This is a genomic window from Kitasatospora sp. NPDC048298 (assembly GCF_043201465.1).
Classification (GTDB): domain Bacteria; phylum Actinomycetota; class Actinomycetes; order Streptomycetales; family Streptomycetaceae; genus Kitasatospora.
Genome location: NZ_JBICYZ010000084.1, coordinates 1 through 17,902, shown reverse-complemented (window position 1 = coordinate 17,902; position 17,902 = coordinate 1). Strand labels below are relative to the sequence as shown.

15 protein-coding genes are annotated in these 17,902 nt (G+C 74.6%); 10 read left to right on the top strand and 5 right to left on the bottom strand.

The genetic code is table 11. The features are described from left to right. The first annotated feature begins 3 nt into the window (after positions 1-3). Positions 4-3,912: a glycosyltransferase family 2 protein gene (locus ACGF0D_RS38440; RefSeq protein WP_392924541.1), complete on the top strand. Its 3,909-nt coding sequence runs from the start codon at positions 4-6 to the stop codon at positions 3,910-3,912. A 6-nt stretch (positions 3,913-3,918) separates the two neighbouring features. Then, entirely contained in the window at positions 3,919-5,652 is a 1,734-nt protein-coding gene (locus ACGF0D_RS38435; RefSeq protein WP_392924538.1) for a DUF5719 family protein, read from the top strand. 60 nt (positions 5,653-5,712) lie between these two features. On the opposite strand, the gene ACGF0D_RS38430 is transcribed toward ACGF0D_RS38435, so the two are convergent. Next, entirely contained in the window at positions 5,713-6,165 is a 453-nt protein-coding gene (locus ACGF0D_RS38430) for a metallopeptidase family protein (protein WP_392884459.1), read from the bottom strand. A 164-nt stretch (positions 6,166-6,329) separates the two neighbouring features. Between ACGF0D_RS38430 and ACGF0D_RS38425 the strand changes: the two genes are divergently transcribed. From ACGF0D_RS38425 to ahcY, 6 genes are all read left to right on the top strand, one after another. Next, positions 6,330-6,695, top strand: a complete 366-nt coding sequence (locus ACGF0D_RS38425) for a DUF3499 domain-containing protein (RefSeq protein WP_392884460.1) — start codon at positions 6,330-6,332, stop codon at positions 6,693-6,695. Between the two features lie 129 nt (positions 6,696-6,824). Next, entirely contained in the window at positions 6,825-8,210 is a 1,386-nt protein-coding gene (locus ACGF0D_RS38420) for a phosphomannomutase/phosphoglucomutase (protein ID WP_392924535.1), read from the top strand. A gap of 123 nt (positions 8,211-8,333) precedes the next feature. Beyond that, positions 8,334-8,516 carry a Trm112 family protein gene (locus ACGF0D_RS38415; RefSeq protein ID WP_224284587.1) on the top strand — a complete coding sequence of 61 codons (183 nt, stop codon included), beginning with the start codon at positions 8,334-8,336 and terminating at the stop codon, positions 8,514-8,516. An 81-nt stretch (positions 8,517-8,597) separates the two neighbouring features. Then, complete coding sequence (locus ACGF0D_RS38410; RefSeq protein WP_392924532.1) at positions 8,598-9,848, top strand: SIS domain-containing protein; 1,251 nt, start codon at positions 8,598-8,600, stop codon at positions 9,846-9,848. 79 nt (positions 9,849-9,927) lie between these two features. Next, complete coding sequence (locus ACGF0D_RS38405; RefSeq protein ID WP_392924530.1) at positions 9,928-10,905, top strand: cation diffusion facilitator family transporter; 978 nt, start codon at positions 9,928-9,930, stop codon at positions 10,903-10,905. A gap of 340 nt (positions 10,906-11,245) precedes the next feature. Next, entirely contained in the window at positions 11,246-12,694 is a 1,449-nt protein-coding gene (ahcY, locus tag ACGF0D_RS38400) for an adenosylhomocysteinase (RefSeq protein WP_392884466.1), read from the top strand. A gap of 68 nt (positions 12,695-12,762) precedes the next feature. Here ahcY and ACGF0D_RS38395 read toward each other — a convergent pair whose 3' ends face one another. Then, on the bottom strand, positions 12,763-13,788 hold the full coding sequence (locus ACGF0D_RS38395; RefSeq protein WP_392924527.1) for a hypothetical protein: 1,026 nt from the start codon (positions 13,786-13,788) through the stop codon (positions 12,763-12,765). After that, the gene (locus ACGF0D_RS38390) at positions 13,785-14,297 is read right to left on the bottom strand and encodes a SigE family RNA polymerase sigma factor (RefSeq protein ID WP_392884469.1); all 513 of its coding nucleotides are present in this window, start codon (positions 14,295-14,297) and stop codon (positions 13,785-13,787) included. The genes ACGF0D_RS38395 and ACGF0D_RS38390 overlap by 4 nt, the downstream gene beginning before the upstream one ends. Positions 14,298-14,414: 117 nt before the next feature. Between ACGF0D_RS38390 and ACGF0D_RS38385 the strand changes: the two genes are divergently transcribed. Beyond that, positions 14,415-15,053: a hypothetical protein gene (locus tag ACGF0D_RS38385; RefSeq protein ID WP_392924524.1), complete on the top strand. Its 639-nt coding sequence runs from the start codon at positions 14,415-14,417 to the stop codon at positions 15,051-15,053. A gap of 89 nt (positions 15,054-15,142) precedes the next feature. Here the strand turns inward: ACGF0D_RS38385 and ACGF0D_RS38380 are convergent, their stop codons facing one another. After that, positions 15,143-16,165, bottom strand: coding sequence for an RDD family protein (locus ACGF0D_RS38380; protein WP_392924521.1), 1,023 nt, complete (start codon positions 16,163-16,165; stop codon positions 15,143-15,145). A gap of 322 nt (positions 16,166-16,487) precedes the next feature. Between ACGF0D_RS38380 and ACGF0D_RS38375 the strand changes: the two genes are divergently transcribed. Then, positions 16,488-17,492 (top strand): stage II sporulation protein M, encoded by a 1,005-nt coding sequence (locus ACGF0D_RS38375; protein ID WP_392924518.1) that lies wholly within the window; start codon positions 16,488-16,490, stop codon positions 17,490-17,492. A gap of 135 nt (positions 17,493-17,627) precedes the next feature. Here ACGF0D_RS38375 and ACGF0D_RS38370 read toward each other — a convergent pair. After that, positions 17,628-17,902 (bottom strand): hypothetical protein (locus tag ACGF0D_RS38370; RefSeq protein ID WP_392924516.1); only part of this gene is annotated, 275 nt, incomplete at its 5' end.

The window sequence follows — 17,902 nt, the reverse complement described above, 5'->3', positions numbered from 1 at the left end:
TTAGTGTGGTGCGCCATCCGGTTGCCGTTCACCGGCTGTGTCCACCGAGAACTGGGGCCCGCGCACTCGATGACCGTCTACAGCCACCAGAGCGGCTTCACCGCTTCCCGGCCGCCCGCCTACCCGCGCCACCTGGTCACCGCCGTGGTCGTCTCGCACGACGGCGCCCGCTGGCTCCCGCAGGCCCTGGCCGGCCTGCTCGGTCAGGACCGCCAGGTCCAGCGGATCCTCGCGGTCGACACCGGATCCACCGACAACTCTCCGCAACTGCTCGCGGACACCCTCGCCGACTGGCTGCCCGAGAGCGGCCCGCTGGTCCTCGGCCGCCGGGCCGGCTTCGGCACCGCCGTCGCCGAGGCCGTGGCCGGCAGCGCGCCCCTGCGCCCGGAGGATCTGCCGTACCGGCTCGACCCCTCCGGCTACGACCCGGTCACCGGCGGCTGGGACGACTTCGGCGACCCGCTCGCCCAGGAGGACGACCTCGGCCGCGGCGGCCCGCGCGAGACCCGGCCGGTCGAGTGGCTCTGGCTGCTGCACGACGACTGCGAGCCGCAGACCGACGCGCTGCGCCGACTGCTCCAGGTCGCCGACTCCACCCCCAGCGCCGCCGTGGTCGGCCCCAAGCTGCGCAGCTGGTACGACCGCCGCCAGCTCCTGGAGGTCGGCGTCACCATCGCCCGCTCCGGCCGCCGCTGGACCGGCCTCGACCGCCGCGAGCAGGACCAGGGCCAGCACGACCAGGTCCGCCCGGTGCTCGCCGTCTCCAGCGCCGGCATGCTGGTGCGCCGGGACGTCTTCGAGGAGCTCGGCGGCTTCGACCGGGCCCTCCCGCTGATGCGGGACGACACCGACTTCTGCTGGCGGGTCAACGCCGCCGGCCACCGGGTGGTGGTCGCCCCCGACGCCGTGCTGCGGCACGCCGAGGCGGCCGCCCGCGAGCGCCGGGCGATCGACTGCGGCCCCTCCCACCCGCACCGGGTGGACAAGGCCGGCGCCGTCTACACCCTGCTCGCCAACAGCAAGGGCGCGCTCTTCCCCTACGTCCTGCTGCGGCTGGTGCTCGGCACCCTGGTGCGGGCCGTCACCAACCTGCTCGGCAAGGACCCGCGTCAGGCGTTCGACGAACTCGCCGGCCTCGGCCACGAACTCGTCCGCCTCCCACGGCTGTTGGCCGCGCGCAAGCGCCGCGCCAAGTCCCGGTCGGCGGACGCCCTGGACGACCGCACGCTCTTCCCGGCCCCCGGCGCCACCACCCGGCTGGCGGTCGAGGGCGTCATCGGCTCGCTCGGGATCGGGGGCGGCGACGACACCGGCGGCCGACACGGCTCGGCCGAGGCCGGCGGCGACGAGGACGCCGAGGACCTGGTCGTCGAGCAGTTCACGCTGCTCAAGAAGCTCGCCCGGCGCCCGGCGCCGGTGCTGTTCGCGGCCCTGCTGGTGTTCGCCCTGATCGCCTGCCGCGGCCTGCTCGCCGGCGGGGAACTGTTCGGTGGCGCCCTGCTGCCCGCGGCCGACGGGGCCGGCGGCCTCTGGTCGATGTACGCGGACTCCTGGCACCCGGTCGGCACCGGCTCCACCGCCGCCGCACCGCCGTACCTCGGCGTGCTCGCGGTGCTCTCCTGGCTGCTGTTCGACCACGCCGACCTCGCGCTCACCCTGCTCGTGGTGCTCGCCGTCCCGCTGTCCGCGGTCAGCGCCTACCTGGTGTCCCGGCCGCTGCTGGACTCCAAGCTGGTCCGCGCCTGGGCCAGCGCCACCTACGCGCTGCTGCCCGCCGCGACCGGCGCGCTCGCCCAGGGCCGGATCGGCACCGCCGTGCTCGCCGTGCTGCTGCCGCCGCTGGCCCGCGCCGCCGCCATCGCGGCCGGCCTCGGCATCCGCGACGAGAGCGCCGCCAAGGGCGCCCGCCCGGGCTGGCGCCCGGTCTGGATGACCGTCCTGCTGCTCACCCTGGCCACCGCGTTCGTCCCGATAACGTGGGCGCTCGCGGTGCCGCTCTGCCTGGCGATGCTGGTCGTCGCGGTGGTGCGCGGCGGCGCCTTCGGATCCGGCGGCGCTGCGCTGCGGCTGCTCGGCCTGCGCGTCCTGGTGATCCTGGCGGTGCCGGTCGCGGTGCTGGCCCCGTGGTCGCTCAAGGTGCTGTCGCACCCGCAGTGGCTGCTGCTGGAGGCCGGGCTGCCCGGCCTGCACGGCACCGGCGCGAGCGCGCCCGGCCTGCTGCTGGTCAACCCGGGCGGCGCCGGAGTGCCGCCGATCTGGCTCTCGGCGGGTGTCGTGCTGGCCGCGCTGGCCGCGCTGCTGCGCGCCGACCGCCGCCGCGCGGTGCTCGTGGCCTGGGGCGCGGCCGGCGCCGGCCTGGTCTTCGCGGTCGCGGTGGCGGGCACCTCCGTCACCCCGGCCTCCGGCGGCCCTGCGGTGCCCGCCTGGGCCGGCCCTGCCACCCTGATCGCCGGGATCGCCCTGCTGGCCGCCGCCGCGATCGGCGCCGACGGCGCCAACGCCCGCGTCGCCGGGATCGCCTTCGGCTGGCGCCAGCCGGTGGCCGCCCTGGTGGTGGCCGCGGCCGTCCTGGCCCCGCTCGGCACCGGCCTGTGGTGGGCGCTGACCGGCGCCGGCGGTCCGCTGCACCGCGGCCAGGCCGACCAGGTCCCCGCCTTCATCGCCGAGGAGGCCGGCACCACCGACCGGGCCCGCACCCTCGTCGTCACCGGCGACAGGAACGGCGGAGCGGTCCGCTACACCGTGCTGCGCGGCGCCGGTCTGACGCTCGGCCAGGCCGAGTCCACCGTCGACCCGGCGACCGGCACCCAGGACGGCCTGAACCGGATGGTCGGCAGCCTGCTGGCCGGCTCCGGCGCCGACCAGGCGAGCGCCCTGGCCGGCTACGGCATCGCCTACGTGCTGGTCCAGCAGCCGGTGATCGACGTCTACAAGGACGTCCTGGACACCACCCCCGGCCTGGTCAAGGCCAACCAGGACGGCGCCGCCGCGCTCTGGCAGGTCAACGGCGCCCCCGCGGTCCGCGCGGTGATCACCGCCCCGGGCGCCACCCCGGTGGTCGTCCCGTCCGGCACCCGCGACCTGTCCACCACCGTCCCGGCCGGCCCGGACGGCCGGGTGCTGCGACTCGCCGAGTCCGCCGCCCCGGAGTGGAAGGCCACCGTGGACGGCACCGCGCTGGAGCCCACCACGGTCGACGGCTGGGCGCAGGGCTTCAAGCTCCCGGCCGCCGGCGGCAAGCTGGCCGTCACCCGGGAGGGCGGCGCCGCCCACACCGGCTGGATCTGGGCCCAGGTGCTGCTCGGCCTCACCATCCTGGTGCTGGCCCTGCCCGGCCGCCGCAGCCACAAGGACGACGACCTGCCCGAGGAGGTGGTCGCCGCCGCCGCGCTGGCCGCCGCCCAGACGCAGGCCCCCGCGCCCGGCAGCCGCCGGGCCCGCCGGATGGCCGAGCGCGGCGAGGCCGGCGAGGGCACCGAGGGCGGCGCCGAGGAGTCCGGGGTGTACGACAGGCCGGGCGCGATCCCGGCCCAGCCGACCGCCGAGCCGCTGACCGGAGCCGTCCAGGCGGCCGCCGCCGTCCAGGACGCCGAGCAGTACAGCGACCCGTACCAGGCGTACCAGCAGGCCGACCCGTACAGCTACGACCAGTACGCGGCCCAGCAGCCGGTCGCCGCACCGTACGGCGGGCAGACGTACGACGGCTACCAGCAACAGCAGCAGGGCTACGAGCAGTCGTACCAGCCCGAGCAGCAGCCGTACGGCTACGACGCCCACGGGTACCAGGGTCACCAGCCGCAGCCGGACGGGCAGCCCTGGGGGCCCGGCGGGCAGCAGCCCGAGCCCTACTACGACCCGAACGACCCCAACGGCCCCGGCCGGTACCCGCACCAGCACGGATCGGGGAGCTGACCCGCGATGAAGAAGCCCGCGATGAAGAAGCCCGCGTTCAGGAAGAAGTCCGGCGCCGACGCGGCCGCCGAGCAGGCCGGGCCCGCCTTCGCGGCGGAGCCGTCCGGGCCGGCCCCGGCGGCCCGTCCGGGCCGCAGCCGGTTCGCCGCCGGGGCCGGCGGCGCGGCCAGGACCACCCCGTCGCTGCTCGCCGCGGCCGTGGTGCTCGCGGCGGTGTTCGGGATCGCCGAGGTGCGCCCGCCGGCCGCTCCGGCCAAGGCGGCCGCCGGCGTGGCGCCGACCACCGCGCAGGTGGAGCGGACGTCCGCGGTCTGCCCGCAGCCGCTCCAGGGCCTGACCGGCTCGACCACGCTCACCGCCTACACCCCGCCCGGGACGGGCTCCGCCACCGGCGGGGCCGGCTGGCTCTCCGACGCGGCCGCGCCCGCCGCGCCCACCGCCCAGCCGACCACCGCTCCGGCGGCGCCCGCCACCCCGGCGCCGACCGGCTCGGGCGCCCCCGCCGCCCCGGCCCAGGACAGGAACGCGGCACCCGCCGACGCCCGGCTGACCGTGCCCAAGCCCGGCACCCCGGCCACCGGCCCGGCCGCCAACGGCGACGCCGCGCCCGGCACCGGGGCCGTCGCCACCGGCGTCCTCGCCCCCGGCTTCACCGTCACCCAGAGCACGGTGGTCACCGAGCCACGCGGCCTCGGCCTGTCCGGCCTCACCTGCACCCCGGCCGGGACCGGCTTCTGGTTCGCCGGGGCCAGCACCGCCGCCGACCGGGTCGACTACGTCAGCCTGGTCAACACCGAGTCCTCCGCCGCGGTGGTGGACATCAAGCTGTACGGCGACAAGGGCCTGATCGACAACGACGCCGCCAACGGGATCACCGTCCCGCCCGGCAGCTCCCAGGCCATCCTGCTGTCGACCATCAGCAAGGGCGCGGTCGCCGACCTCGCGGTGCACGTGGTGGCGCGCTCCGGGCGGGTCGGGGCCGCGCTGCACGCCGCCGACAGCGGCAAGGGCGCCGACTGGGTCCCGGCCTCGGCCGACCCGGCCCCCGTCCAGGTACTGCCCGGCCTGCCCGCCGACACCGCCTCGGCCCGCCTGGTGGTCTGGGCGCCGCCGGAGGACGACGCCGACCTGAAGATCCAGCTGTCCGGCAAGAACGGCTGGTTCAGCCCGGCCGGCAACGAGTCGATCCACGTCAAGGCGGGCATGGTGGCCGCCGTCGACCTCGGCAAGGTCACCCGGGACGAGGTCGCCGGGCTGCGGCTGTCGCCCAGCGACGACAAGCACCGCACCCCGATCGTGGCCGGACTGCGGGTCGACCGGGCGGCGGCCAACGGCAAGACCGACGCGGCCTGGCTGGCCGGCAGCAACCCGGTCGGCGCCCGCGCCACCGTCGCCGACAACCGGGCCGGCGCCTCCACGCTCTACCTGACCTCCAGCGGCGACGCCGCCACCGTCCGGGTCACCGCCTCGGCCGGCAGCGGCGGCGGCACCCCGGCCACCAAGGAGGTCCAGGTCCCGGCCGGCGGCACGGTCGCCCTCCCGGCACCCGAGCCCGCCGGGCTGAACGGGACCTTCGCGCTCACCGTGGAGACCGTCTCCGGCGGCCCCGTGGTGGCCGCCCGGATGCTGTCCCTGCCGACGAAGGACGTGCCGATGTTCACCGTCCAGGCGCTGCGCGACGACCGCAGCACCGTCAAGGTCCCGCAGGCCGGTCAGGACCCGGGCGTCGTCCTGCGCTGAGCCGTCCCGCTCAGGGCGGACGACGGGGGCGGCACCACCGGGTGCCGCCCCCGTCGGGGTTCAGTCCTCGTCGTAGCGCGGGTCGATGGCGTCCGGCGACAGCCCCAGCAGCTCGGCGACCTGCTCGATCAGGATCTCGTGCACCAGCGCCGCGCGGTCCTCCCGGGTCTTCGCCCGGATCTCCACCGGCCGCCGGTACACCACGATCTGGCTCTTGCGCCCCTGCCCGCCCGGCGACACCCGCCCGAGCGGCACGCCGTCCTCGGGGTCGGCGCCGTCCGGCTCGTGCAGCGGCACCTCCTGCACGGCGAACTCCACCTCGATCAGCTGCGGCCAACGCCGCTCGAGGCGCTCCACCGACTCGCGCACGTAGTCGTCGAACAGTTCGGAGCGGGTGAGCGAGATCGGCACCTGGGGCGGCGCCAGCGGGCCGCGCAGGCCCCGCCCGTGCCGGTCGCGGTGCCGGGGGCGGCGCGCCGGGCCTGTCGATGACTGCGGTGCGGAGCTGTCCATATCACTGCCGAGGGTAGTCCTTGGACGGTCGGAAGTGGACCACTCCGACGGGGAATCACACGGGGCGCCGGATCCGCGGCCCCGGCGCCCGGAGGGCGACACGGCACCCCCTCCGGGCAGCCGGTCTTCGCTCCCCGGCGGGGAGTGCGGTACCGTCCACCCTCGTGAGCTCTGTACGTCGTTGTTCGCGGACCGCGTGCGGCCGGCCGGCCGTCGCGACGCTGACGTACGTCTACGCGGACTCCACCGCCGTCCTCGGCCCGCTCGCCACCTACGCCGAGCCGCACTGCTACGACCTGTGCGCCGAGCACGCCGAGCGCCTCACCGCCCCGCGCGGCTGGGAGGTCGTCCGGCTCGCCGCGGAGGCCGGGCCGCTGCGCCGCAGCAGCGACGACCTGGAGGCGCTGGCCAACGCCGTGCGCGAGGCCGCCCGCCCGCAGACCCACCGTCAGGGCCGGTTCCCCGAGGGCGAGTCCACCGAGGGCGGCCGCCGCGGCCACCTCCGGGTCCTGCGCTCGCCCGACAACTGATCCCTCACCCGGCACGGGGCGTTCGTCCGGCCCGGGTACGCTGCCCGTCTACCGTCACCGCGCCCGTCGACCGGACGCGCGGTGGCCCAGACGTATCGTGATCGGTCCTAAGACCAGGGTGGAGCCGCAGTGCGCGACCTCAAGCAGCTCGTGAAGGCGTACGACGTCCGGGGCGTCGTCCCGGACCAGTGGGACGAGAGCCTGTCCCGGGCCTTCGGTGCCGCGTTCGTGCAGGTCACCGGCGCGTCCGCGATCGTGGTCGGGCACGACATGCGGCCCTCCTCCCCGTCGCTGAGCCTGGCCTTCGCCGAGGGTGCGGCGGCCTACGGCGCCGACGTGGTGCAGATCGGGCTGTGCTCCACCGACCAGCTGTACTACGCCAGCGGCAAGCTCGACCTGCCCGGCGCGATGTTCACCGCCAGCCACAACCCGGCGCAGTACAACGGCATCAAGCTGTGCCGGGCCGGCGCCGCCCCGGTCGGCCAGGACACCGGCCTGGCCGAGATCCGCGAGCTGGTCGAGTCCTGGACCGCCGAGGACGACACCGTCACCGTCCCGGTCAAGGACGTGAAGCCGGGCGCGCTGTCCGCCCAGGACACCCTGCGCGGCTACGCCGACCACCTGCTGGGCCTGGTCGACCTCACCGGGATCCGCCCGCTCAAGGTCGCGGTGGACGCCGGCAACGGCATGGGCGGCCACACCGTGCCGACCGTCTTCGACGGCCTGCCGATCGAGCTCGTCCCGATGTACTTCGAGCTGGACGGCACCTTCCCGAACCACGAGGCGAACCCGCTCGACCCGAAGAACCTGGTCGACCTCCAGGCCAAGGTCCGCGAGGTCGGCGCCGACGTGGGCCTGGCCTTCGACGGCGACGCCGACCGCTGCTTCGTCGTGGACGAGCGCGGCGAGCCGGTCTCCCCGTCGGCGATCACCGCCCTGGTGGCCGTCCGCGAGGTCGCCCGCGCCAAGGCCGCCGGCGAGGCCGAGCCGACGGTCATCCACAACCTGATCACCTCCTGGACCGTCCCCGAGGTGGTCCGCGAGCTCGGCGCCAAGCCGGTGCGCACCCGGGTCGGCCACTCCTTCATCAAGCAGGAGATGGCCGAGACCGACGCCGTCTTCGGCGGCGAGCACTCCGCCCACTACTACTTCCGCGACTTCTGGCGCGCCGACACCGGCATGCTCGCCGCGCTGCACGTGCTGGCCGCGCTCGGCGGGCAGCCGGGCACGCTGTCCGCGCTCACCGCCGAGTACGACCGCTACGCCGCCTCCGGCGAGATCAACAGCACGGTGGCCGACCAGGCCGCCAGCACCGCCGCCGTCCGCGCCGCCTTCGCCGGCGGCGAGGGCACCACGGTGGACGAGCTGGACGGCCTGACCGTGGCCGGCCCGGACTGGTGGTTCAACCTGCGCGCCTCCAACACGGAGCCGCTGCTGCGCCTGAACGTCGAGGCCAAGGACCCGGCGAAGATGGCCGAGCTGCGCGACGGCGTGCTCGCCGTCGTCCGCGGCTGAGCCCCGAGGCCCGGGGGCCACGGTCCGAGCCCCGCGCCTGACCACGGGCCCCGGTGCCCCGGCCGGTAGGGTTTCCTATCGGCCGGGGCACCTCCGTGCCACCCCCGAACTTTGGAGAGCCCCATGAAGCTCGAATCCTTCCTGCTGGAGATCCTGGTCTGCCCGCAGTGCCGGGCCGCGCTCGCCGAGGGCGGCACCGAGGAGCAGCCCGAGCTGGTCTGCACCGGTGCGGACTGCGGCCTCGCGTACCCGGTCCGCGAGGGCATTCCGGTCCTCCTGGTGGACGAGGCCCGCCGCCCGGCGTGATCCTGGGGGCGAAGCCCCACCCCGACCGCCCGGCGCGCAGCGGAGCGCGCGCCCAGAGGACCGCAGCCGGAGGTTCGCCGCATGCTCGACGACACCCTGCTCGACGACCCGGCCGCGCTCCAGCGCGCCGACCACGACCGCGCCCTGCTGGCCCTGGCCGGCGCCGGCGCGCGGGTCCGCACCGCGTTGCGGCAGGCCGAGTCGGCCGGCCTCGACCGGCTGCGTCCGGACGGCCGTCCGCGCGCCGTCCTGGTCGCCGGGCACGGCAGCGCGCTGACCGCCGCCGAGATGCTGTCCGCGCTGGCCGGCACGGGCTCCCTGGTCACGGCGCTGCCGCCGACCGAGGCGGCCGCCCCGCGCGCCGACCGGGCCGGCGCCCGGCCCGCCTTCACCGCCGGGCTCGGCTGGCAGCTGCCCGGCTGGGCCGGCCCGCTGGACCTGCTGGTGATCAGCTCCGCCGACGGCGGTGAGCAGGGCCTGGTCAGCCTCGCCGAGCAGGCGTACGCGCGCGGCTGCGCGATCGTCGTCACCGCCCCGGCCGGCAGCGCGCTGGCCGAGGCCGCGCTGCAGGTGCGCGCGCTGCCGCTGCCGTTCACGGCCTCGGTGCTGTCCGAGGACCTCGCGCCCGTGCCGGCCGCCGAGCCGGACCTGCCGGCCGAGGACCCGGCGGCGCTCTGGTCCCACCTCACCCCGATGCTGGCGCTGGCCCAGAAGATCGGCCTCACCCAGCTCCCGTACGACGCGCTGCCGGCCGTCGCCGACCTGCTGGACGCCGCCGCGGTGCGCTGCCGCCCGGACGCCGCCGCGTACACCAACCCGGCGAAGGGCCTGGCCGCCCGGCTGGCCGGGACGGTCCCGCTGCTGTGGGCCGAGGGCCCGATCGCCGGGGCGGCCGCCGCCCGGTTCGCCGCCCAGCTGGCCGACCGGGCCGGGCGCCCGGCGTTGGCCGGGCCGCTGCCGCAGGTGCTCACCGCCCACCGCGGCATGTTCACCGGGCAGTTGGGCGCGGGCGCCGACCCGGACGACTTCTTCCGCGACCGGGTCGAGGAGCCGGACCCGCTGCACCTGCAGGTCCTGCTGCTGCGGCACGTCCCGGGCGCGGCCGGCCCGGTGGCGGAGGAGGGGCGGGACGGCCCGGTCGAGGTGCCGGAGGAGGACGCCGGGCCGCGCAGCTTCGGCGTCACCCGGGCGCACCGGCTGGCCGCCGCCCACGACGTCCGGCTGACCGAGTACGCGAGCACCCGGCCGGACGCGCTGCACGCGCTGGCCGACCTGGTCGCGCTGACCGACTTCGCCGCCGTCTACCTGGGGCTCGCGGCCGCGCAGTCCTGAGGTGGTCGGTCGGACGGGACTTCCCGGCCGGTACGGTAAGCGCTCGACGACGCTGACCGACCCGTGAGGAAGAAGAGGCATGAGTACCGAAGGCGGCACCAAGGCACTGATCGCGGCACTGTCCGCGAACCTGGCGATCGCGGCGGCCAAGTTCACCGCCTTCGGCTTCACCGGCTCCTCCTCGATGCTCGCCGAGGGCGTGCACTCGGTGGCCGACTCCGGCAACCAGGTGCTGCTGCTGATCGGCGGCAAGCGGGCGCGCCGGGAGGCCGACGAGGAGCACCCCTTCGGGTACGGCCGCGAGCGCTACGTGTACGGATTCCTGGTGGCCATCGTGCTGTTCAGCGTCGGTGGCCTGTTCGCGATCTACGAGGGCTGGCACAAGATCAGCCACCCGGAGGCGCTGGACGCCTGGGGCTGGGCGATCGGCGTGCTGATCTTCGCGATCGGCATGGAGGGCTGGTCCTTCCTGACGGCGATGCGGGAGTCGGAGAAGGCCAAGGGCAAGCAGAGCTGGACCCAGTTCATCCGCACCGCCAAGGCGCCGGAGCTGCCGGTGGTGCTGCTGGAGGACGCCGGCGCGCTGATCGGCCTGGTGCTGGCGCTGTTCGGCGTCGGGCTCACCGTGATCACCGGTGACGGCGTCTGGGACGGCATCGGCACCCTGTGCATCGGCGTCCTGCTGGTGGTGATCGCCGTGGTGCTCGCCCTGGAGACCAAGTCGCTGCTGCTCGGCGAGTCGGCGAACAAGGATTCGGTGCGCCGGATCCGGGAGGCGCTGGTGGACGGCGAGACCGTCACCGGGGTGATCCACATGCGCACCCTGCACCTCGGCCCCGAGGAGCTGCTGGTCGCCGCCAAGATCGCCGTCAACGCCGAGGACAGCGCCGCCCGGGTCGCGGAGGCGATCGACGCGGCCGAGGAGCGGGTGCGAGCGGTCGTCCCGATCGCCCGGGCGATCTACCTGGAGCCCGACGTCTACAGCGCCGAGAAGGCCGCGGCGGGCGACGACCCGGCCGCCACGCCCGGCGGCCCGGGCCCCGGCGGCGAGCACTGAGCCGTCCCCCGGCCACGGCCGGGGGACCGTCACGGGCCCGGCTCGGGCCCGGTCGGACCGCAGGCCGAAATCGGTCATCGGCGGACGGCCGACGGGGCCGTCGGTGTAGATTCGTCACCAGAGCCAGAACGTCGCTGCTGATGGCGGTCGATCGGCGGTCCGCACCCGTAGGGTGTGCGCCGGTCGAGGGAGAGAGGTCCTCCGACGGTTTGTGCTGCGCAACGGGAGGCCGGTCCGGCGCGGATCCGGCGGTCCCGGCGTGGCCGTGCACCCGTACGGCCTGACGCGCGCGAAGCACGCCCGGACCTTTGGCCCCACCCCATCAGCGAGGAGCAGACGCATGTCGACCGACATCACCGGTGACTTCAAGGTCGCCGACCTTTCCCTGGCGCCGTTCGGCCGCAAGGAGATCCAGCTGGCCGAGCACGAGATGCCCGGCCTGATGGCGATCCGCGCCGAGTACGCCGAGTCGCAGCCGCTGGCCGGCGCCCGCATCACCGGCTCGCTGCACATGACCGTGCAGACCGCCGTCCTGATCGAGACCCTGACGGCGCTCGGTGCCGAGGTCCGCTGGTGCTCCTGCAACATCTTCTCCACCCAGGACCACGCGGCCGCGGCCATCGCCGTCGGCCCGGAGGGCACCCCGGAGAACCCGCAGGGCGTGCCGGTCTTCGCCTGGAAGGGCGAGACCCTGGACGAGTACTGGTGGTGCACCGAGCAGGCCCTGACCTGGCCTGACGGCAAGACCCCGAACATGATCCTGGACGACGGCGGCGACGCCACCCTGCTGATCCACAAGGGCGTCGAGTTCGAGAAGGCCGGTGCCGCTCCGGACCCGTCCACCGCGGACAACGACGAGTTCCGGATCATCCTGGAGCTGCTCAACCGCACCCTCAAGGACACCCCGAACAAGTGGACCGAGGTCGCCTCCACGATCAAGGGCGTGACCGAGGAGACCACCACCGGTGTCCACCGCCTGTACGAGATGCACCGTGACGGCAAGCTGCTGTTCCCGGCCATCAACGTCAACGACGCCGTCACCAAGTCGAAGTTCGACAACAAGTACGGCTGCCGCCACTCGCTGATCGACGGCATCAACCGCGCCACCGACGTCCTGATCGGCGGCAAGGTCGCGGTCGTCTGCGGCTACGGCGACGTCGGCAAGGGCTGCGCCGAGTCGCTGCGCGGCCAGGGCGCCCGCGTGATCATCACCGAGATCGACCCGATCTGCGCGCTCCAGGCCGCGATGGACGGCTACCAGGTGACCACCCTGGAGGACGTCGTCTCGATCGCCGACATCTTCATCACCACCACGGGCAACAAGGACATCATCCTTGCCTCGCACATGGAGCAGATGAAGCACCAGGCGATCGTCGGCAACATCGGTCACTTCGACAACGAGATCGACATCGCGGGCCTGGCGAAGCTGCCCGGCATCGTGAAGACCGAGGTCAAGCCGCAGGTCCACGAGTGGCGCTTCGCCGACGGCCACACCATCATCATGCTGTCCGAGGGCCGCCTGCTGAACCTGGGCAACGCGACCGGCCACCCGTCCTTCGTGATGTCCAACTCCTTCGCCAACCAGACGATCGCCCAGATCGAGCTGTTCACGAAGACCGAGCAGTACCCGATCGGCGTCTACGTGCTGCCGAAGCACCTGGACGAGAAGGTCGCCCGCCTGCACCTCGACGCGCTGGGCGTGAAGCTGACCACCCTGACCCAGGAGCAGGCCGACTACATCGGCGTTCCGGTCGAGGGCCCGTACAAGGCCGAGCAGTACCGCTACTGACCGGTTGACGGTCCGACGGCCGGCGCCTCCTCTCCGGGGGCGCCGGCCGTCGGCGTGTGCGGGGCGCGTCAGCGGGCCCAGGACGCCTCGTCCGCGCCGAGCACGTCGAACCGTTCGAGCAGGCCGGCGAGCCCGCCGGCCGCCTGGACGGAAGCGGCCTGTGCCGCGGTGCCGTTGGCGCAGAGCCGGACGCCCTTCGCGACCCGGCACACCGGGGTGCCGCCGTTCGGCCGGCCGTCCGCGAACGTCCCGAAGCCGTCCGGCTGGATCGTGACGCTCAGCCACTTGTCGTCGACGGTGTACGACAGGATGGCGCTCCACTTGGGCTCGGAGTCCTTGCTGGGCCGGTGGACCTCGGCGGTCCGCAGCCTGAGGTCGGCGGGCACGCCGGTCGGCCGCACCGGGAACGGGACGTCCGAGGTGCCGAACCGGACGTCGGCGGCGACCCGGAGCAGGTCGTCCTGGATCTTCGACCCCAGCCACACCGTGGCGCGCAGTTCGGCCCAGCGGCCGGATTCGGTCAGCCAGCGCAGGCCGGTCGTGGTTCCCGACGCGTCGGTGACCAGCCAGCGGGCCTCCCGGCCGGCGACCGCGGGCGCGGTGACGGTGTGCGTACCGGGGGCGACGGACTCGCCGGGGCCGCGCAGCAGTTCCAGCTTCAGGTCGGGGACCGCGTTGAGGACGGCGGTCGTGGTGGCCGCGGTCGCGACGGACCGGCCGTCGCTGTTCGCGTAGCCGACGGCCGGGTGGGCCAGCCACTGCGGAAGCCAGCCGAAGCGGACCTCCGTGCTCAGCGGACCGGTGGCGGCCGCCGGGGTCGGTGCGGCGGTCGGGGACGGCGTGATCGAGGCCGGTGCGGTGGGCGCGGGGACGGCCGGTGCGGGCGGGCCCCCGGCCGGGCGCAGCAGCAGCACCCCGGCCAGGACGGCGGCGGTCGACCCGGCCACCACGCCGATCATGGCCTGCCGGCGGCGGCGCAGCCGGACCCGCCCGCGGGCGATCACGGCCGAGGCGTCGAGTGCGGGGGGCGGCGCCGGGGCCTCGGCGAGGGCGCTCAGCCGGGCGGTCAGATCACGCTGCTCGTGCGTCCTCATGGCGTCCTCTCGGCGGTGGTGGGACGAGGGGTGAGGGTCGTCCGGAGGGTGGCGAGAGCGCGTGAGGTCTGGCTCTTCACATTGCCCGAGGAGCAGCTCATCGCATCGGCGGTCTGATCGACCGTGAGATCGCAGTAGTACCGGAGCACCACGGTGGCCCGCTGCCTGGGCGGCAGCGCGGCCAGCGCCTCGCGCAGGTCGAGGTTGGCGTCGAGGTCGGCGGCCACCGACGCGACGTCCACCGGCGTCGCGGTCCGCGAGATCCGCCGCCACCAGGAGGTGCGCTGCTCGGCGAGGAAGGTGTTGACCAGCACCCTGCGGGCGTAGCCGTCCAGGTTCTCCACCCGGCCGGCCCGTGACCAGTTCACGTACAGCTTGGTCGCGCACTCCTGCACCAGGTCGTCGGCCCGGTGCCAGTCCCCGCACAGCAGATAGGCGACCTTGCGCAGCCAGCCGCTCCTGGAGGCCACGTACTCCGTGAACTCCACGTCGCGCGTCTGCTTCGCCATCCGCACCCCCTCTCGTCGTGGTGGCGACGCGCCGCCGCGCCGTCCGCCGCTCTAATGCGGGCGCCGGCCGGAAGGTTGCACGCGGAGCGCGCACGCGGCGCACGTAGGCTTTCCGGCATGCCCAACGGCCGGTACTCGCTCCATGACCCTCATGACCACGTCCTGCTCGGGGAGGAGCGCTTCAGCTGCGCCCCCGGGGCGGCCGGCTGGCGGTACGTCTCCAAGACCTACGCGCCGGACGGCCGGGTGCTCGGCAGCACCGACCTCACGCTGGACTCGCGGGCCCGGCCGCTGCGGATGGAACTGCGGGCCGGCGGCTGGCAGGTGCGCGGCGGGGCGGTGGACGGGGTGGCCTGGGTCCGTACCGACGCGGCCGACCCCGGCGGCGAGCACGCGGTGGAGGGCCACGACCGGGCGCACGCCTTCACCGGCCGCTCGCCGGGCTTCCTCGTCGCCACCGCCCGGCTGCTGCGGCTGCGGGAGGGGGCGAGCGCGCGGGTGCGGCTGGTGGCCTTCACCGAGCCGGTGCTGGCGCCGCGCACCCTCGACCAGGGGTGGCTGCTGGAGGGCGTCGACACCCACGAGACGGATTCGGGGCCGCTGCTGGTCGAGCGGTACCAGGTGGCGGACCTGGAGACGGGCGAGCAGCAGGTCGTGCACCTGGCGGGGGACGTGGTGCTGGCGGCGGAGGGGATCGAGCTGGAGGAGCTGGAGTCGCCGCCGAACGCCTGGCGGGTGGGGGCAGAGGAGGAGTAGCGGGCCCGTACGGGCGTGGTGGCCGGGCTTCAGGCGGGCGGACCTCAGGCGGGCCGGCTTCAGGCGGGCGGGCCTTAGGCGGGCCGGCTTCAGGCGGGCGGGGCAAAGCCGGTGTCGGCGGCGGGCTTGTCGAGGGACGGGGCCGGCGGTGCGGCGGGCGGGGCCGGCGCGGCCGGGGCCGCGGGTACGGCCGGCGGCATGGGAGCGGGCTGCTGCTGCGGCGGCAGACCGAGGACCCGGGTGGGCCGACCGGCCGGGACCGTCGGAGCCGGCACAGGAGCCGGCGCCTGGGCGGGGACCGGCTGAGCGGGTACCGCCCCGGCGGGTATCGGCCCGGCCGCCCACTGCTGTTCCCGGGCCCGCGTCCACTCGCGCCGCTGGCGCTCGGTGAGCACCGCGCCCAGGTACGCCGCCGGGTGCAGCCCCGGCGCGACCGGGTGGCCGATCTTGGCGGACAGGCCCCCGGCCAGCCGGGTGGACATCTGGTTCATCACCGCGGGGTCCAACTGGCCCACCCGGCCGAGCAGTTGGCGGATGGCAAGCCAGAGCGGCTCCGGCACGGCGGACAGGTCCATCGCGACCAGCTCGTGGCCCATCGCCTGCAGCAGCTGCGGGTGCACGGGCGGCAGCGAGGCGGCGGAACCGCCCGCACCCGGGGTGCGCTCGCGGACGACCACCGTCCCGGCGAAGATGTCGCCGAGCCGCTTGCCGTCCGAGTGCACCGCCGAGGTGATCACGGCCGGGGCGCCGGTCAGCACGATCATCTCGAAGAAGCCGACCAGTCCGCGCACCAGCGAGTGCCGGAACCGCACCGGCCCGCCGTCGGTGCGCACCACCCGCAGACCGAGCGCGGCCTTGCCGAGCGAGCGGCCGCGGGTGAGGGTCTCGATCATCACCGGCACGGCCACCATGAAGAACACCGTCAGGCCGATCATCGTGGCGGCCAGCGCGGCGTTGTCGAGGCCGATCAGGGCGACGCTCAGCACCAGCGTGAACACCAGCAGGGCGGCGAACTCCACCAACAGGTCGATCACGATCGCCAGGGCCCTGCTCGGAAGCTTCGCCGTCTGGAGGCCGAGAACGACCGCCTCACCCGTCACCAGGTCGCTCAAGACACCTGTCCGTTCACGTTCTTGGAGCCCGTACGGCTCGCCCATGGAGATCCACCCCTGGGACAACGGCTGCACCCGGGGGAGGCAGTCACCCCGGACCGGCTCCCCCCGTGACCCGCTCTCCGCAGTCTGATCCGCAGCCGCCAACATACGGGGCCCGGCGGGCGCACGGGAAGTGAGATCCCGACGGCCCGGGCGGCAGTCCCTGCTGGCATGCTGGGCCGCACGCGTCCGCCCGGACCCGCCGGCCCGGACCGCCAGCCTGGACCCACCCGCCCGCCCGCGCACGTCCGCGCCCGCCGCCGATCATGGAGCCGCCGAAATGGACCTGGACGTCTTCGTCGCCACCCACCAGGGGGAGTGGGCCCGGCTGGACGCCCTCGCCCGGCGGCGCCGGCTCAGCGGCGAGGAGGCCGACGAGCTGGTCACGCTCTACCAGCGCGCCACCGGACACCTCGCCAAGGTCCAGGCCGCCGCGCCCGAACCGGCCCTGGTGAGCCGGCTGACCGGCCTGGTCTCCCGCGCCCGCAGTGCGGTGACCGGAGCCCGGACCAACGGCTGGCAGGACGTCGCCCGCTACTACACGGTGAGCTTCCCGGCCGCGCTGTACCGCGCGCGCCGCTGGTGGGTGCCGGTGGCGATCGTCTCGATGGTCGCCACCGTCCTGCTCGCGTGGTGGGTCGCCACCCACCCGGAGGTCCGCAACAGCCTGGTCGCACCCGAGCACCTCCAGGAGCTGACCCGCCCCGGCGGCCAGTACGAGACGTACTACTCGGACCGGCCGGCCAGCTCCTTCGCGGCGCAGGTCTGGACGAACAACGCCTGGATCGCCGTGCAGTGCCTGCTGTTCGGGATCGCGCTGGGCATTCCGGTGCTCTACGTGATGTGGACCAACGCGGTGAACCTCGGCGTCGGCGTCGGGCTGATGGCCTCCGCCGGTCGCCTCGACGTCTTCCTCGGCCTGCTCATCCCGCACGGCCTGCTGGAGCTGACCGCGGTCTTCGTGGCCGGCGGCCTCGGCCTGCGCCTCGGCTGGACCGTCATCGACCCCGGCCCGCGGACCCGCTCGGTGGCACTGGCGGAACAGGGCCGCGCGATCATCGGCATGTCGATCGGCCTGGCGACGGTACTGGCGGTCTCCGGCGTCCTCGAAGCCTTCGTGACCCCGTCCGTCCTGCCGACCTGGGCCCGCATCTCCATCGGCGTGCTCGCCGAGGCGGCCTTCCTCGTCTACGCCCTGGTGCTGGGCCGAAAGGCCGCCGAGGACGGCGAGTCCGGTGATCTGGACGCGGCCGACCGGGCGGACCTCCAGCCCGTCGCGGCCTGAGCCGATGTGATCAACAGGCTCCTGACCTGCTACTCTTCTTCTCACCCCGACCAAACCATTGACGTGGTGTGGGTGGGCTAGTAGATTTGAACGGTTGGGACTGACTGGACAACAGTCGGGCCCGGGCGTTAGTGTCTACGACACCGCCGAATCGAGGCGAGCGCGTTTCACGAAATGCGCGCCCTCCGACGAAGCAAATCCCACGGACTGAGCACTCCGAAAGCCTTGATAGGCTTCGGAACGAAGTTCGCAGGAAATCCCGCCAGCGGGAATCGGATGAATGAAGTCCCGGTAAACGGAGCGGAAAACATCTGGTAAGCTGGAAACACGAAAGAACGAAGCCCGGAGGGCCTGCTGGAAGGCAGTCCGAAGGAAGCGTCCGTTCCTTGAGAACTCAACAGCGTGCCAAA

Bases quoted from the DNA above. Each gene is read 5' to 3' on its own strand.
- ACGF0D_RS38435 (WP_392924538.1), top strand. From the start codon at position 3,919: ATGAAGAAGCCCGCGATGAAGAAGCCCGCGTTCAGGAAGAAGTCCGGC.
- ACGF0D_RS38430 (WP_392884459.1), bottom strand. From the start codon at position 6,165: ATGGACAGCTCCGCACCGCAGTCATCGACAGGCCCGGCGCGCCGCCCC.
- ACGF0D_RS38415 (WP_224284587.1), top strand. From the start codon at position 8,334: ATGAAGCTCGAATCCTTCCTGCTGGAGATCCTGGTCTGCCCGCAGTGC.
- ACGF0D_RS38410 (WP_392924532.1), top strand. From the start codon at position 8,598: ATGCTCGACGACACCCTGCTCGACGACCCGGCCGCGCTCCAGCGCGCC.
- ACGF0D_RS38405 (WP_392924530.1), top strand. From the start codon at position 9,928: ATGAGTACCGAAGGCGGCACCAAGGCACTGATCGCGGCACTGTCCGCG.
- ahcY (WP_392884466.1), top strand. From the start codon at position 11,246: ATGTCGACCGACATCACCGGTGACTTCAAGGTCGCCGACCTTTCCCTG.
- ACGF0D_RS38395 (WP_392924527.1), bottom strand. From the start codon at position 13,788: ATGAGGACGCACGAGCAGCGTGATCTGACCGCCCGGCTGAGCGCCCTC.
- ACGF0D_RS38390 (WP_392884469.1), bottom strand. From the start codon at position 14,297: ATGGCGAAGCAGACGCGCGACGTGGAGTTCACGGAGTACGTGGCCTCC.
- ACGF0D_RS38385 (WP_392924524.1), top strand. From the start codon at position 14,415: ATGCCCAACGGCCGGTACTCGCTCCATGACCCTCATGACCACGTCCTG.
- ACGF0D_RS38375 (WP_392924518.1), top strand. From the start codon at position 16,488: ATGGACCTGGACGTCTTCGTCGCCACCCACCAGGGGGAGTGGGCCCGG.